The 15,109-nt window shown below is 65.7% G+C and carries 14 protein-coding genes; 7 read left to right on the top strand and 7 right to left on the bottom strand.

Annotation, left to right across the window (positions count from 1 at the left end):
* The first annotated feature begins 21 nt into the window (after positions 1-21).
* From CSQ95_RS01610 to CSQ95_RS01590, 5 genes are all read left to right on the top strand, one after another.
* Complete coding sequence (locus tag CSQ95_RS01610; RefSeq protein WP_070312690.1) at positions 22-504, top strand: DUF2165 family protein; 483 nt, start codon at positions 22-24, stop codon at positions 502-504.
* Between the two features lie 83 nt (positions 505-587).
* A complete protein-coding gene (locus CSQ95_RS01605; protein WP_099408200.1) occupies positions 588-1,688 on the top strand; it encodes an efflux RND transporter periplasmic adaptor subunit in 1,101 nt (366 codons plus the stop codon).
* Positions 1,689-1,700: 12 nt separating this feature from the next.
* Positions 1,701-4,799, top strand: a complete 3,099-nt coding sequence (locus CSQ95_RS01600; protein WP_099408199.1) for a MexW/MexI family multidrug efflux RND transporter permease subunit — start codon at positions 1,701-1,703, stop codon at positions 4,797-4,799.
* The gene (locus tag CSQ95_RS01595; RefSeq protein WP_099408198.1) at positions 4,796-6,184 is read left to right on the top strand and encodes an efflux transporter outer membrane subunit; all 1,389 of its coding nucleotides are present in this window, start codon (positions 4,796-4,798) and stop codon (positions 6,182-6,184) included. Before CSQ95_RS01600 ends, CSQ95_RS01595 begins: the two co-directional genes overlap by 4 nt.
* A 25-nt stretch (positions 6,185-6,209) precedes the next feature.
* The gene (locus CSQ95_RS01590; protein ID WP_099408197.1) at positions 6,210-6,785 is read left to right on the top strand and encodes a DUF1349 domain-containing protein; all 576 of its coding nucleotides are present in this window, start codon (positions 6,210-6,212) and stop codon (positions 6,783-6,785) included.
* A gap of 25 nt (positions 6,786-6,810) precedes the next feature.
* Here the strand turns inward: CSQ95_RS01590 and CSQ95_RS01585 are convergent, their stop codons facing one another.
* From CSQ95_RS01585 to CSQ95_RS01575, 3 genes are all read right to left on the bottom strand, one after another.
* Positions 6,811-7,155 (bottom strand): hypothetical protein, encoded by a 345-nt coding sequence (locus tag CSQ95_RS01585; protein WP_099408196.1) that lies wholly within the window; start codon positions 7,153-7,155, stop codon positions 6,811-6,813.
* A 112-nt stretch (positions 7,156-7,267) separates the two neighbouring features.
* Positions 7,268-7,678: a DUF4440 domain-containing protein gene (locus CSQ95_RS01580; protein ID WP_099408195.1), complete on the bottom strand. Its 411-nt coding sequence runs from the start codon at positions 7,676-7,678 to the stop codon at positions 7,268-7,270.
* On the bottom strand, positions 7,675-9,096 hold the full coding sequence (locus CSQ95_RS01575; RefSeq protein WP_099408194.1) for an MFS transporter: 1,422 nt from the start codon (positions 9,094-9,096) through the stop codon (positions 7,675-7,677). Before CSQ95_RS01575 ends, CSQ95_RS01580 begins: the two co-directional genes overlap by 4 nt.
* Positions 9,097-9,217: 121 nt before the next feature.
* Here CSQ95_RS01575 and CSQ95_RS01570 point away from each other — a divergent pair, with 121 nt between their 5' ends.
* Positions 9,218-10,120: a LysR family transcriptional regulator gene (locus CSQ95_RS01570; protein WP_099408193.1), complete on the top strand. Its 903-nt coding sequence runs from the start codon at positions 9,218-9,220 to the stop codon at positions 10,118-10,120.
* A 115-nt stretch (positions 10,121-10,235) separates the two neighbouring features.
* On the top strand, positions 10,236-11,066 hold the full coding sequence (locus tag CSQ95_RS01565) for a hypothetical protein (protein ID WP_143449871.1): 831 nt from the start codon (positions 10,236-10,238) through the stop codon (positions 11,064-11,066).
* A 22-nt stretch (positions 11,067-11,088) separates the two neighbouring features.
* Here CSQ95_RS01565 and CSQ95_RS01560 read toward each other — a convergent pair whose 3' ends face one another.
* From CSQ95_RS01560 to CSQ95_RS01545, 4 genes are all read right to left on the bottom strand, one after another.
* A complete protein-coding gene (locus CSQ95_RS01560) occupies positions 11,089-12,144 on the bottom strand; it encodes a bifunctional nicotinamide-nucleotide adenylyltransferase/Nudix hydroxylase (protein ID WP_099408191.1) in 1,056 nt (351 codons plus the stop codon).
* On the bottom strand, positions 12,141-13,856 hold the full coding sequence (locus tag CSQ95_RS01555; protein ID WP_099408190.1) for an NAD+ synthase: 1,716 nt from the start codon (positions 13,854-13,856) through the stop codon (positions 12,141-12,143). Before CSQ95_RS01555 ends, CSQ95_RS01560 begins: the two co-directional genes overlap by 4 nt.
* Positions 13,857-13,952: 96 nt before the next feature.
* On the bottom strand, positions 13,953-14,465 hold the full coding sequence (locus CSQ95_RS01550; RefSeq protein WP_099408189.1) for a ClbS/DfsB family four-helix bundle protein: 513 nt from the start codon (positions 14,463-14,465) through the stop codon (positions 13,953-13,955).
* Complete coding sequence (locus tag CSQ95_RS01545; RefSeq protein ID WP_099408188.1) at positions 14,465-15,109, bottom strand: metalloregulator ArsR/SmtB family transcription factor; 645 nt, start codon at positions 15,107-15,109, stop codon at positions 14,465-14,467. Before CSQ95_RS01545 ends, CSQ95_RS01550 begins: the two co-directional genes overlap by 1 nt.

Genomic DNA, 15,109 nt, shown 5'->3' with positions numbered 1-15,109 from the left:
CTCTTTTGACAGGATTTTCCCATGCAACTGTCTCACTCCATCTGGCTGTTTCACGCCATCCTCGCTACCGGCCTGGCCTCCTGGCTCACCCTGGCCGCCATCAACAACCTGCACGCCTTCCACGGCTCCGTCTGGGCCATCGGCAACACCATGCGCATGGACCCGCTGCGCCAGGACCCGACCATCCAGACGCCGCTGCTGCGCCGCGCGCTCACCTCGTTGACCTTGCACAGGCTCTCGCTGGGCGTGGTGCTGGCGCTGCAACTGCTGGCCGCCATCGCCGCCTGGACGGGCGTGGCGCTGTTGTTCGGCGGCGGCCTGGCTGCTGGCTTGCCCTGGCTGAACCTGGCCTTGTGCGCCATGGCCGCCTTTTTGCTGCTGATGCACCTGGGCGGCCTGTGGTTCGGCTACTGGATCGCGCAGGAAGGCTTGCAGACGACGCACCTGGTGCTGCTGCTGTGGACCATAGCCCTGTTTGTACTCTTCAACGCGCAGCGGACCTGACCAGCCTCCGCTGCGCCTCTTCTTCCCTTTGTACTTTTCCCTCTTTGTACTTTTCCCTTTGTACTGCTGTAAAGGACTTCATCATGAATACGAAAATCGTCGGCGCCTCCGCGCTGGCCATCGCCCTGGCCGTCGTGGGCGCCGCGCTATACCCCCGCGCCGACTCGCATGCGGCCGATGCCGCCGCTTACCCGGCCACCAAGGTGGCGCTGGTCCCTGTCGTGCTGGGCACGCAGGAACGCTTTTTTGCCGGCGTGGGCGAACTGGAAGCGGCGCGGCAAGTACAAGTGGCCGCCGAAACGGGCGGCCGGATCACGCAGATCCGCTTCGAATCGGGGCAAACCGTGACGGCCGGCGCCGTGCTGGTACAGCTCAATGACGCCCAAGAACAGGCAATGCTGCTGCGCCAGCGCGCGCAGCTGAAAAACGCGGAAAGCAGCCATGCGCGCACGCTGCAGATGGTCAAGGAAAAGGCGGCCACGCAGGAGCAGCTCGACACTGCGCTGGCCGCGCGCGACGCGGCCCTGGGCGACGTGCGCCAGACGGAAGCGCTGATCGCGCAAAAGACCATCCGCGCCCCGTTCGCGGGGCAGCTGGGCATCCGCAAGGTGCACGCGGGCCAGTACCTGAATGCGGCCGACACGGTGGCCAGCCTGATCGACACGAAGTCGCTGCTGGTGAACTTCGCCCTCGATGAGCAGAGCAGCGCCAAGCTGGCGCCGGGCCAGGCCGTGCAAGTGCTGGTGGACGCCTATCCGGGCGACGTTTTTACAGCGAAGATCAACGCCATCGACCCGCTGATCGCCCGCTCGCGCATGGTGCAGGTACAGGCGGCGCTCTCCAATCCGCGCGGCGCCCTGAAAGCGGGCATGTACGCGAATGTGCGCGTGGCGCGCGAGGCGGGCCAGCAGCTGACGGTGCCGGAAACGGCCGTGACCTACAGCGCGTATGGCGACACGGTGTTTGTCGCGCAGCAGGAGGGCAAACAGCCGCTCACCGTCAAGCGCGTGGGCGTCAAACTGGGCGAGCGGGCAGGGGGCCGTGTCGCCATCCTGGACGGTTTGCGCGAAGGGCAGCGTGTGGTCGCTTCGGGCCAGCTGAAACTGGCCGACGGCATGGCCGTGCAAGCCGTGGCCAATACCCTGGACGAGGCCAAGCGCGCCGCGCCCAAGGCCGGTTCCTAAGGAGCGCACACAATGAAATTTACCGATTTATTCGTGCGCCGCCCCGTGCTGGCGCTGGTGATCAGTACCCTGATTTTGATGCTGGGCGTGGTCGCCATCCTGCAGCTGCCGATCCGCCAGTATCCGATGCTCGAATCATCGACCATCACGGTGAAAACCACGTATCCGGGCGCCTCGGCAGAACTGATGCAGGGTTTTGTCACGCAGCCGATCGCGCAAGCCGTGTCGTCGGTGGAAGGCATCGATTATCTGACCTCGTCCTCCGTGCAAGGCAGCAGCACGGTCACCGTGCGCATGGAATTGAACCGCGATTCCACCCAGGCGCTGACGGAAGTGATGGCCAAGGTCAACCAGGTGCGCTACAAGCTGCCCGAAGGCGCTTTTGACCCCGTCATCGAGCGCTCGGCCGGCGATTCCTCGGCCGTCGCCTATGTGGGCTTTGCCAGCGAGAGCGTCTCGGCGCCCGCACTGACGGACTATCTGGCGCGCGTGGTGCAGCCGATGTTCGCCACCATCGACGGCGTGGCCAAGGTCGACGTGTACGGCGGCCAGCAGCTGGCCATGCGTTTGTGGATCGACCCGGCAAAATTAGCGGCGCGCGGCTTGACGGCAGCCGACGTGGCCGACGCCGTGCGGCGCAATAACTACCAGGCGGCGCCGGGCAAGGTGAAAGGACAATTCGTCGTCTCCAACATCAGCGTCAACACGGATCTGACCAGCGTGGCCGAGTTCCGCGACATGGTCATCCGCAAGGGCGGCGATGAAAAAGACAGCGCATCGCTCGTGCGCCTGAAAGACGTGGGCACGGTGGAGCTGGGTGCGGCCGCGACGGAAACGAGCGGCATCATGGATGGCGTGCCGGCCGTGTACCTGGGCCTGTCGCCCACGCCGGGCGGCAACCCGCTGGTGATCGTCGACGGCATCAAGAAACTGCTGCCCGAGATCCAGAAAACCCTGCCGCCCGGCGTGAAAGTGGAGCTGGCGTTCGAGACGGCGCGCTTCATCCAGTCGTCCATCGAGGAGGTGGCGCACACCCTGCTCGAAGCGCTTCTCATTGTCGTCATCGTCATCTATCTGTGCATGGGTTCCCTGCGCTCCGTGCTGATTCCCGTCGTGACGATTCCGCTGTCGATGCTGGGCGCGGCGGCGCTGATGCTGGCCTTCGGCTTCAGCATCAATCTGCTCACCCTGCTGGCGATGGTGCTGGCCGTGGGCCTGGTGGTCGACGACGCCATCGTCGTGGTGGAAAACGTGCACCGGCATATCGAGGAAGGCAAGACGCCCGTGGCCGCCGCGCTGGTCGGTGCGCGCGAAGTGGCCGGCCCCGTGATCGCCATGACGATCACGCTGGCGGCCGTGTATGCGCCCATCGGCATGATGGGGGGCCTCACGGGAGCGCTGTTCAAGGAATTCGCGCTGACCCTGGCCGGCGCCGTGGTGGTGTCGGGCGTGGTGGCATTGACCCTGTCTCCCGTGATGAGCTCCTTGCTGCTGCAGCCGAAACAATCGGAAGGGCGCATGGCGCGCGCCGCCGAGCATTTCTTCGAAGGTTTGACCAGCCGCTATGCGCGCCTGCTGGACCGCTCGCTGCACCACCGCTGGCTGAGTGCCGGTTTCGCCGCGCTGGTGATGGTGAGTCTGCCGTTCCTGTACCTGCTGCCGCAGCGCGAACTGGCGCCGGCGGAAGACCAGGCCAGCGTGTTGACGGCGATCAAGGCGCCGCAGCACGCCAACCTCGATTACGTCGAGCGCTTTTCGTACAAGCTCGATGCCATCTACAAGCATATCCCCGAAACGCACTCGCGCTGGATCATCAACGGCGGCGAAGGTCCGGCATCGAGCATCGGCGGCATCAACCTGACGCCGTGGGCCGAACGCGCGCGCAACGCGGCCGTCATCCAGGCGGAATTGCAGCACGCCGTGGGCGACGTGGAAGGCACCAGCATCTTCGCCTTCCAGCTAGCGCCCTTGCCCGGATCGAGCGGCGGCTTGCCCGTGCAGATGGTGCTGCGCAGCGCGCAGGATTACGCCACCCTGTTCCGCACCATGGAAGACGTCAAGCAGCGCGCGCGCGACAGCGGCCTGTTTGCCGTCGTCGACAGCGACCTCGATTACAACAACCCCGTGGTGAAAGTGCGCGTGGACCGCTCGAAGGCGAACAGCCTGGGCATCCGCATGCAGGACATCGGCGAATCGCTGGCCGTGCTGGTGGGCGAAAATTATTTGAACCGCTTCGGCATGGATGGCCGCGCCTATGACGTCATCGCGCAAAGCCCGCGCGAACAGCGACTCACGGCGCAAGCCCTGACGCAGCAGTACGTGCGCGCCGACGATGGCAGCCTGCTGCCCCTGTCCGCCGTCGTCTCGGTGAGCGAACAGATCGAGCCGAACATGCTGACGCAGTTCAATCAGCAAAACGCGGCCACCTTCCAGGGCGTGCCGGCGCCCGGCGTGACCCTGGGCGACGCCGTCGCCTTCCTCGATGGCGTGGCGAAAACCCTGCCGCCCGGCTTCAGCTACGACTGGCAATCAGATGCGCGCCAGTTCGCCACGGAAGGCAATGCCCTTCTGCTGGCCTTCCTGGCGGCCGTCGTCGTGATTTACCTGGTGCTGGCGGCCCAGTACGAAAGCCTGACGGACCCGCTGATTATCCTGATCACCGTGCCCCTGTCGATTTGCGGCGCCCTGATTCCGCTGGCGCTCGGCTACGCCACCGTCAACATCTACACGCAGATCGGCCTGGTGACCCTGATCGGCTTGATCAGCAAGCACGGCATCCTGATGGTGGAATTTGCCAACGAATTGCAGGTGCATGAACAGCTCGACCGCATCACGGCCATCCGCAAGGCGGCGCAGATCCGCCTGCGCCCGATCTTGATGACGACGGCCGCCATGGTGGTGGGCCTCGTGCCGCTGCTGTTCGCTTCCGGCGCGGGTGCCAACAGCCGCTTCGGCCTCGGTGTCGTGATCGTCTCGGGCATGTTGATCGGCACCTTCTTCACCCTGTTCGTGCTGCCCACCGTGTACACCTTTCTGGCCCGCCGCCACACGGCCGACCATGCCACGCCGCGCGCCCGCGACCTGTCGCAGGCGCTGAAGGAATCCGTATGAAAAATTACCGCTATCTTATTGCCCTTTTCCCCGTGCTGGCCGGCTGCGCCGTCAGCCCCGCCTACGTCATGCCGGGCACGCCCGCCATCACCCTGGCCAGCCCGCAGCAAGCGCAATTCGCAGCTGGCACGGGCGCCGTCAGCGAGGCCGCTTGGTGGACGTTTTTCGATGATGCACGGCTGTCGCAGCTGATCGCCAGCGCGCTCGAACACAACCTCGATATCGCCCAGGCGCAGGCCAACCTGCTGGCCGCGCGCGCCGTCTTCGACGAACGTCGGCTCGACGAACTGCCCACTGTCACGGGCCAGGCCGGCTGGCAGCGCACGGTGCAGCAAAACACGCCCGACAGCCGCACCGCCAGCGCCAGCACGCGCGTGGGATTCGACGCGCAATGGGAGATCGACCTGTTCGGCCGCCTGGCGCACATGAGCCGTTCGGCGCAGGCGCGCGCCGATGCGGCGCAGGCGGACTTGCGGCAAGTGCGGCTGACGATCGCCGCCGAGGTGGCGCGCAATTATTACGAGGCGCTGGGCTACCAGCAAAACCTGGCGCTGACGCAGGCGCAGGTGCAAAGCTGGCGCGACACGGTGGCATTGATCGACGCGCGCATCCGTGCCGGCAGCGGCTTGCCGGAAGAACGCCACAACGCACTGGCCAACCTGGCGCGCAGCGAGGCGGCATTGCCACCGTTGCAGGCGGGCCTGCGCCAGGCGCAGTACCGGCTCGATGTGCTGAGCGGGCAAGCGCCTGGCGCCATCGCGCTGGCCACCAAGCCCCAGCAACAGGCGCCGCTGGCGGGCCAGCTGCCGCTCGGCGACGTGAATCAGTTGATCAAGCAGCGTCCCGACGTGGTGCGCGCCGAGCGCCTGCTGGCCGCGTCCAGCGAAGACGTGGGTGCCGCCACGGCCGACCTGTATCCGCGCCTGAGCCTCGGCGGCTTTCTGGGCTTCTTCGCACTGCGCGGCAGCGGCGTGTTCGACGGCGGCGCGCGCGCTTTCGAGGTGGCACCCTCCGTCAGCTATCCGGCCTTCCGCCTGGGCAGCGTCAGGGCACGCTTGCGCGGCACGCAGGCCGAGGCGCAGGGCGCGCTGGCACGCTATGAACACACGATGTTATTGGCGCAGGAAGACGTGGAAAACGCCGTCACGCAGCTGGCGGAAAACCAGACGCGATTGGCCTCCCTGCTGGAATCGGCGCGCCACGGCAACGCGGCCCTCGGCATCGCCAGCACGCGCTATGCGGGCGGCGGTGGCAGCTATCAGGCCGTGCTGGAAAACCAGCGCGCCTTGTACGATATCCGGCGCGAAGCGCTGCTGGCGGAGACGGCGTCCTACATCGATGCGATTGCCCTGTACAAGGCGCTGGGATGGGGGCAAACTATGTAGCATTTTTCGATCAGGAGGAAATCCGATGTTCACGCAAGGCAGCTGGCTCAATCCACCGGAAAACTGGTCCGCCGACGCCGCGCAGCTGCGCGTGACGACGGATGCGAACACGGATTTCTGGCGCAAGACCTCGTATGGTTTTATCCGCGACAGCGGCCACTTTTTCGGCACGGAAGTCGATGGTGATTTCACGGCGCAGCTGCACGTGGCCGCGCAGTACGCGGCGCTGTACGACCAGGCCGGCATGATGGTGCGCATCGACGAGCAACACTGGATCAAATGCGGCGTCGAATTTTCCGACGGCCAGCTGCTGTTGAGCACCGTGCTGACGGTGGATAAATCGGATTGGGCCGTCAGCCTGGCGCCCGCCATGCCGGACGGTTTCTGGCTGCGCGTGACAGTGGAAAAGGGCGTCATCCGGGTGCAGTATTCGACCGACGGCAAGCTGTGGCCGCTGCTGCGCCTGGCGCCGTTTCCCGAGGCCAGCCACTACCGCGTGGGGCCCATGTGCTGCACGCCGGAACGCGGTGGCCTGGAAGTGGTTTTTTCGCAGTTTTCCACCGGTCCTGCGCTGCAAAAAGCGTTGCATGATTTAAGCTGATTTTCCAGCATAAAATCACGGCTGTTTATTCGTGCTGGTTGAGCGAGCGGTGCACGTCTTTCGACTCGTTGCGCCCCGGCCTGTCATCGGCCAGCTTGCCCGCTTCGCTGTGCGGCTGCTGGGCCACGCCCTTGACGTGGTCGCGGTGTTCCGGCTGTCCCAGGCCAGGCAGGTTTTCCTGCTCCACGACATCGGGCGGGCTCTGTGGCGTAATCACATTGTTCGCCCAGTGGCCGCTGGCGACATTGCCGCTGGCGGGCTTGCCGCCGCCCTGGTTGGCATAGGCGTCGCCATCCGCTTGCGCGGCAGCGGTCTTGTCCATGCCGCTATTGCGGGCCTGGTCTGCGGGCTTCGAGGGGGTATCGTTCATCGCGTTTCTCCTGCCAATAGTCGATAAAATCCCATCTTGAACCGATAATTCCTACTGCGCAGCCAGCGCGCGGCTAGTCTTCCTGTAGGAAAATGCCGCGCGCGGTGCCGCTTTACGCGGCCGCCGGCGCCACCCACGTCTCGTGCAAATGGCGCCACAGCAGGGCGCCGCTGGCCGTTTTTTCATACACGACGGTGGACCAGCGCTCGGTGTTTTCCGCGCCGGGCAGCGACTGGAATTCGCGGTAGGACACGGTGGCGCCGGCCGCACTTTCCTGTATCAGAACGAGATCCGAAATGCGCATCTGCAAGCCAGGACGGCTGGCGCCGGCGGCGCGGAAAAACGCCGCCAGGCCCGCGCCATCGAGCTGCTTGCCACCGGGCGCCACCATCGTGAAATCAGGCGAGAAACGCGCGAGCAAATCAGCGCAATGTTCGGGCGCCGTGGCTGCGCCGGAAAGCCATGCGCGGATCAGCACATGCGTGGATAAAACGTCGTCAAAATAAAGATTTGTAGCATTCATTTTTTGCTTGCTCCATGGTGATGTAAAAGGTCGAGAACGGCGCGGTTGTCGATGCGCAGGCACAGCGCCAAAGGCAGCACGCACGCGCTGGCGGCCAAGGCAAAGCACCAGTGAAACACCTGCGCCGCGCGCGCATGCAGGGCAGGGTCGTCCAGCGATGCGATACCGTGCGCCGCCAGCAAGCCATTGAGCAGTACGCTGAGCAGCGCCACGCCCAGGCAAAAGCCCAGCTGGCGGTTGATATTCCACACGGCGCTGGCCTGGCTCAGCTGCGCGTCCGGCGTGCGCAAAAACGCCGTGCTTTGCGCCGTGCTGCTGCACAAGCCGCCGCCAAAACCCATGACGGCATACGCGCCGGCCAGCCAGAATAACTGGCCCGCCGAGTCCACCCGCAGCAGCATCAGCATGCCCGCCGCCTGCAGCAGGGCGCCCGCGATGAACAGCGGCCGCGGCCCCACGCGGCGGTAGCTTTTACCGGTGAGCGAAATGGCCGCAAACGAGGCCAGCGCCCACGGCAGCATCAAGGCGCCCGCCGTCGATGCCGGCATGCCCAGCACGCCCTGCAGATACAGCATGGCCAGCAGGCTCACGCCCATGAAGACACCCGGCACCAGCAGATACATCAGCATGGCAATGCGCAGCAGCGGCTCGGCGGCCAGGCGCAGGTTGAGCAGCGGCGTCGACTTGCGCAGCGCGCCGCGCACGTAGGCCCACGCGCAGGCGGCGCCCAGCGCCAGCACGCCGGCGCCGGTCAGCAACTCGCCCGGCGTACCGAGCATGGTCAAGCCCAGCAGCAGCAGCAACACCGCCGTGCTGCCCGCCAGCAGGCCGCCCACATCGAGACGGGGCACGGCCGCGCGCGGCGGATCGGGACGCAGCCAGCAGGCGGCCAGCAGCAGCGCCAGCGCGGCGAACGGCACGTTCAAATAGAAAATCGCCCGCCACGACAGGCTGTCGACGATCACGCCACCCAGGGCGGGCGACAGGGCGGGCGCCAGCAAGCCCACCAGCATGATGACGGAGGACAGGCCGGGGCGCTCCGCAGGTTGATATAGCTGGTAGGTCATGCTTTGCCCCAGCGGAATGAGCAGGCCGCCACCGAGGCCCTGCACGCAGCGCCAGGCGATCAGCGCCTCAATCGAGGGCGCCAGGCCGGCGCCGATGCTCGCGCATAAAAAAGTTAGCAACGATGCCATGAACACGGTTTTGCTGCCATAATAGGCAGCCAGCCAGGCGCTGGCCGGGATGACGATGGTCAGGCCGAGGATGTAGGCGGTGCTGATCCAGGCCAGCTGCGCCACCGAGGCGTGCAGGGCATGGCCGATGTCGGGGTAGGCGACGCTGGTGATGAACATGTTGATCAGGTCGACGAAAAACCCCAGCAGATAGATGGCCGCCACTTTTTTGCGATAGTCCATGGTGCTCCAAATGGCAAACGGCCAGCTTAAGCGCCCATCGTCATTTGCGTAACGGGCCAGCGCCGATTACACTGTCAAACCTATTTTGACAAAGCCCCGCAACCCGCATCTCTTCTTATTTATGATCAGTCTTGACCGCCTGGGTATTTTCATTGCCATCGTCGATGCCGGTTCGCTGACGGCCGCCGCCGCCGTGCTGGGCCAGAGCAAGGCCGTCGTCAGTTTTAATTTGAAACAGCTGGAGGCGGAGCTGGGCGTGTCGCTGCTCACGCGCAGCACGCGCAGCCTGGCGCTGACGGACGTGGGGCGGCGCTTTTACGAGGATTGCCAGCGCGTGCTGAGCGAAGCGCACGGCGCCATCGAGACGGCGCGCCAGGGCCAGCAAGGCTTGCGCGGCACCCTGCGCCTGACCACCACCGTCGAATATGGCAGCCGCACGGTGATTCCCGCACTGATCGCCTTCGCCGCCGCCCACCCGCAGCTGCAGATCCAGCATTCGTCTTCATCGTCGCACGAAGACCTGATCTCGGGCCGCTATGACCTGGCCATCCGCATGGGTTCCCTCAACGATTCGAGTTACCGCGCCGCGCTGATCGAGCCGTACGCGATCTGGCCCGTCGCCTCGCCCGCCTACCTGGCCAGCCGGCCCGGCACGAAGATCGCCACCTTGGACGACTTGCAGCGCGCGCGCTGGCTGGCGCACAGCCGCCTGGCCTCGCCCCTGCGCTGGGACGTGCAGACACCCGACGGCCCCGCCGCCTTCGCCGTGCAGGACGACGCCGCCATCCATTCCGACTCCGCCTCGGCGCTGCTGGGCTTTGCCCTGGGCGGCTGCGGCGTGGCCCTGCTGCCGCAGTGGCTGGTGGAAGGGGAGGTGCGCGCGGGACGCCTGCGCCGCCTGCTGCCCGACGTCGTCTTCCCGGAACAGGGCGTGTATGCCGTGTATCCGAACACCCAGCATATCGCGGAAAAAGTGCGCGCCTTTATCGACTTCTTGCGCGCGTTCGTGAGTGCGCCGGACTGAGATTTCACTTCGTCAATATTTGATCACTGCAACGATTTCCAAGGGGCAAACGGGCGCCCCTTTCGGTTTTCACGGCCTACACTGGAAGGACGTTGTTCATCGAATGGAGACCATCATGGCACATACATTGGCAGCAGTTTTCGCCGTGCGCGACATGGCCGAGCGCGCCCGGCACGACCTGATCACGGCGGGCTTTCCTGGCGCCAACATCCGCCTGCACGATGCGGGCAGCGACGAATTTTCCGCCACGGAAAATATCCGCCGCGACGACAGCGACAGCCTGCTCGACAACATCAAGCATTTCTTTACGGACCTGTTCGGCAGCCACGCCGACCGCCACATCTATGCGGAAGCCGTGCGGCGCGGGCATGTCGTGCTGACCCTGGAAGGAGCGAGCGACGCCGATATCCAGCGCGCCACCGACCTCGTCGAGCGCTACGCGCCGCTCGACATCGATGCACACGCCGAGCACTGGCGCGCCGGCGGCTGGCAAGGCGCGCCGCAAGACGACAGCGCGAGGCGCCAGGGTGCCAGCATGCAGTCCGGCGCGCCATCGCAGCAAGGCACGTCCGCCGGCAATATGAACGAGGCGCCAGGGTCGCAGCAGTTTGCCAGCGACATGGCATCGCCGCCGCCGTCCGGCGCGGGCGCCAACGTGCGCCGCTATCCCGGCGCCGACAACCTGCCCGGCACCAGCTACGACGACGAGCAGTACTACCGCAGCCACTGGAGCGCCACCTATGTCGCCACCGGCGCGCGCTTCGAGGACTACGATCCCGCCTACCGCTATGGCCATTCCATGGCCAACAGCGACAGCTACCGGGGCCGCCCATGGGACGAGGTGGAAGCGGACCTGCGTTCCACGTGGGAGCACACGTATCCCCAGTCGGCGTGGGAGAACTTCAAGGCGGCCATCAAGCATGGCTGGGAACGCGTGACGTCCTGACGCGCTGAGGGGTTTGCGCCCCTCAGCGCCCCTCGTGCGTGAGCTTGAGGAAGTGGTTCAGGATGTGGAAGTGGTCTTCGAAGAATTGCTCTTCCATGGCCGGCAGCGACGCCACGGGCACCCACTGCGCCAGCGCCGCGTCGTCGGCCGCCGTCACGGCCGGCAGCTGGCGCGTCTTCAGGTCGAAATAATGCGCATGCGTGATGGTACGCCCGCGCTGGCTGCGGTCCGGGTGGTCGAACACGGCCACGCCCACCAGCGCCTCGACAAGGGTGGGCGCCAGCACGCCCAGCTGGGTTTCTTCCGCCAGCTCGCGCAGCGCCCCCTGCAGCAGCCGTTCGCGCGGCTCCAGGAAGCCGCCCGGCAAGGCCCACAGGCCCTTGCCCGGATAGCCGCCACGGCGCACGAGCAGCACGTGGCCGCCCGTCTGCACCAGCGCATCGACGGTCGTGAAGATGGGCGCATACGGCGCCACTTTCCAGCGCGCCTTGTAGGCCTCGATGGCGCGGTATTCCTGCACCAGCGGCGCGTACCACGGCAGCAAGGTCCACGCTTTCAGATATTGGCCGATGGCCGCCGGCAACAGCTGCGCCACGGCGCTCAGCGACACGTCGACGTCTTCCGCCTCGAACAGCACGTTGCGGATGGCCGTCGCGCCTATCGGTGCGCCAGGATCGATCTCCAGATTCAATAGCTGCCAGTGCGGAAAGTGGTGCAGGTAATAACTGGTGGCGTCCTTGAAGCAGGCCACCAGGGCGATGCGCTGCACCGCAGGCACGGCGACCGCCACGGCGCGCCGCACGGCGTCGGCCCACAGTCCATCGTCGTAGTAATCGCGCACGGCCACGTAATGCACGCGCGCGCGCTGTGCCTCGGGCAGGGTGGCGGCGATCATGGCGGCCCGCTCCTGCCACGTAAACGGGTTTTTAGGACTGCGCGCATGGAAGGCGGAACCGAGCACCACCACCACTTGCGCGGCCGTCGTCAGCGCCTTCTGCAGCAAGCCGGCATGGCCATTGTGAAAAGGCTGGAAACGGCCGATCAGAATGGCCGCGTCGGCGCAATAGGATAAGGTCATGCGTCGTCTCCGGTCGGGTAGTGGGCGGCGATCGGCAATTGGCGGCCGCTGCCAAAGGCGCGCGAACGCACGCGGATGATCGGCGCCGCCTGGCGCCGTTTGTATTCGTTGCGGGCGACCATGCCGAGGATGCGCGTCACGAGCGCGCGCCCCTCGTCCGTCTCGCGCAGCTGGTCGACCAGGGTCAGCGCCTGCGCGCTTTCGGCCGCCGGCAAACGCCGTCCTTCGATATGCCATTTGAGGATTTCATCGAGCACGGGATACGGCGGCAAGCTGTCGGTGTCGCGCTGGCCCGGCGCCAGCTCCGCCGACGGCGGTTTCTCCAGCACGGCCACAGGAATCAGTTCGCGCCCGGCGCTGGCGTTGATGTGGCGCGACAGGGCGAACACCTCCGTTTTATACAGGTCGCCGATCAAGCCCAGGCCCCCGTTCGTGTCGCCGTACAGGGTGCAGTAGCCCACCGAGATTTCGCTCTTGTTGCCGGTGGTGAGCAGCAGGGCGCCGAACGCGTTCGAGTATTCCATCAATATCGTGCCGCGCACGCGCGCCTGCAGGTTTTCCAGCGGCAGCCCTTGCAGCTTGCCGTCGAAGGCCTGGGCATAGCCGGCTTCGTATTGTGCCACGATGTCGCGGATGGGATGCGTGGTCAGGGCGATGCCGAGGTTGGCGCACAGGGCGACGGAATCGGTGACGGAGCCGGCGCTGGAAAATACGGACGGCATGGTGATCGCCACCACATTGTCGGCACCGAGCGCCTCGACGGCCAGGGCCAGGGTCAGCGCCGAATCGATGCCGCCCGAGCAGCCGACGACGACTTTGCTAAAACGGCAGCGGCGCGCGTAGTCGCGCAAGCCGAGTACGATCTGGCGCCGCGCAAACTCCACGGCGGGGATGCCATCCGGGTCCGGCACGGGGAAGGGCTGGCCATCGGATTGCGCGAAACGCCCATCGGCAAAACGCAGCAATTGGAAATCCTCGACGAAGCGGGCCGCCTCGAATTGCAGGCCGTCGCCGGGCGAGATGGCGAACGAGGCGCCGTCGAACACGAGCTGGTCCTGGCCGCCCACCTGGTTGACGAAGAGCAGGGGCAGATTCACGCGCTGGCAGGCGGCGCCAAACACGGCGTGGCGCTGCGCGCGCTTGCCGATGTCGGACGGGCTGGCATTGATGCTGACGATGAGATCAGGCCGCGCCGCGTGCAGGGCCTCGAACGGGTTGACGGCGTAGGCGCGGCCATCGTCGTTCCAGCCATCCTCGCAAATCATGAAGCCGACCTTGCAGCCGGCGATAGTCAAGGTGCAGGCGCCGGGCGGACCGGGCTCGAAATGGCGGCCCTCGTCGAAGATGCCGTAGGTCGGCAGCAGCTGCTTGTAGTATTCGGCCACGATATGCCCGTCGCGGATGGCCAGCAAGGCGTTGTAGAGGGGCTTGCCGACGCCGGGGTTGGGGCGCGCCGTGCCGATGACGGTGACCAGCGCTGGCCAGCGCGTGGACGCTTGCAGCAGGGTCTCGAGCGCCTGCTGCAGGCCGCGCAGGAAGGCGGCATCTTCTAACAGGTCGCCCGGGTAGTACGCGCACAGCGACAGTTCGGGGCACACGAGCAAGTCGGCGCCATCGCTGCTGGCGCGCTGCATGCGCGCGGTGATGGCAGCGACATTGGCGTCGAAGTCGCCCACGGTGGGATTCATCTGGGCGAGGGCGATGGTCAGCATGGTGATCCTTCAATTGGTTCCGCTTGAAACCACTATCCTGCCTGAAAAGTTTTCTGAGCGTACTGATGCAATCGTGCAAGCCTGCCGATCCAGTCCCTACAAAGTCTTCAGCCAGGCCCGCAAGCGCGTGCGCGCATTCGCATACGGCGACGCCGTATTGAACTGGATCATGCGCCCCATCGTGTAATGCGTGTACCAGGGCTGGCCATACAATTGCGCATCGTCATGCGCATCGATCAGCGCCAGCAGCTGGTCTTTCGCCTGTTCCAGGCGCTGCAGCAAGGCATCCATGCCCAGTTCAGCATAGTCGGCATAAAAGCGCTGCGCCAGTTTTCCCAGAGCGTTCCACGTGAAACCTTCGGCGGGAAAGGCGATATCCTCGATGCGTTTGCCGTCGCGCAGCTGGGCGTGCCAGTGCAAGACCAGCTCGTTCCAGCCCACCAGATAGGCAAGCAGATCACACACGCTCATGCGCGTGCCTTTCACTTGCCCCTCCAGCACGGGATCGCGCGCCAAGGCCGGCGGCACGCGTGCCAGCTCCTGCATCAGCTTGGCGTACGTGCTGTTGATGGCGTCGACCAGTTCCTGCTTGCTGTTCGGAATCGCCATTATGCCGCCTTCACAACAGGCAAGCCGGCCGCCTGCCAGTCGTCGTAGCCGCTGCCCAAACGGCGCGCCTGCAAGCCGTGCTGGCGCAGGGCCGCCACGGCTTGCACGGACAGCACGCAGTACGGGCCGCGGCAGTAGGCGGCGATCTCCGCGTTCGCGGGCAATTCGCCCAGGCGCCGCTGCAAGTCGTCAAACGGAATATTGATCGCGCCGGGCAAGTGGCCGGCGGCAAATTCCTGCGCGGGCCGCACGTCGAGCACAGTGATGCTGGCTTCCTGCATGCGTTCCCGCAGTTCGTCGCCCGTGATCGCTTCCACATGGTCGCCTCGGCCCAGCGCCTGCAGCTCGCTGCGCTGGTGCTGCGCATACACGTCCAGCGCAGCGAGCAACTGCATGACAGGACCGTTACCGAGCCGGTACAACACGCGCTTGCCGTCGCGTCGCGCCTGCACGAAACCGGCGCGCCGCAACTGTTGCAAATGCTGCGAGGTATTCGCGACGGACAAGCCCGTCAACTCCACCAGCTGCTCCACCGCATACTCGCCGTGCGCGATCTGCTCGAGCAGGCGCAAGCGCGGCGCGCTGCCTAAAATATGGGCAAATCCGGCGGAACCGGCAAGCAATTCGATATCGGCATTTTTCAT

The organism is Janthinobacterium sp. BJB304 (assembly GCF_002735765.1).
Classification (GTDB): Bacteria; Pseudomonadota; Gammaproteobacteria; order Burkholderiales; family Burkholderiaceae_D; genus Janthinobacterium.
This window is presented reverse-complemented; position numbering and strand designations above follow the sequence as displayed.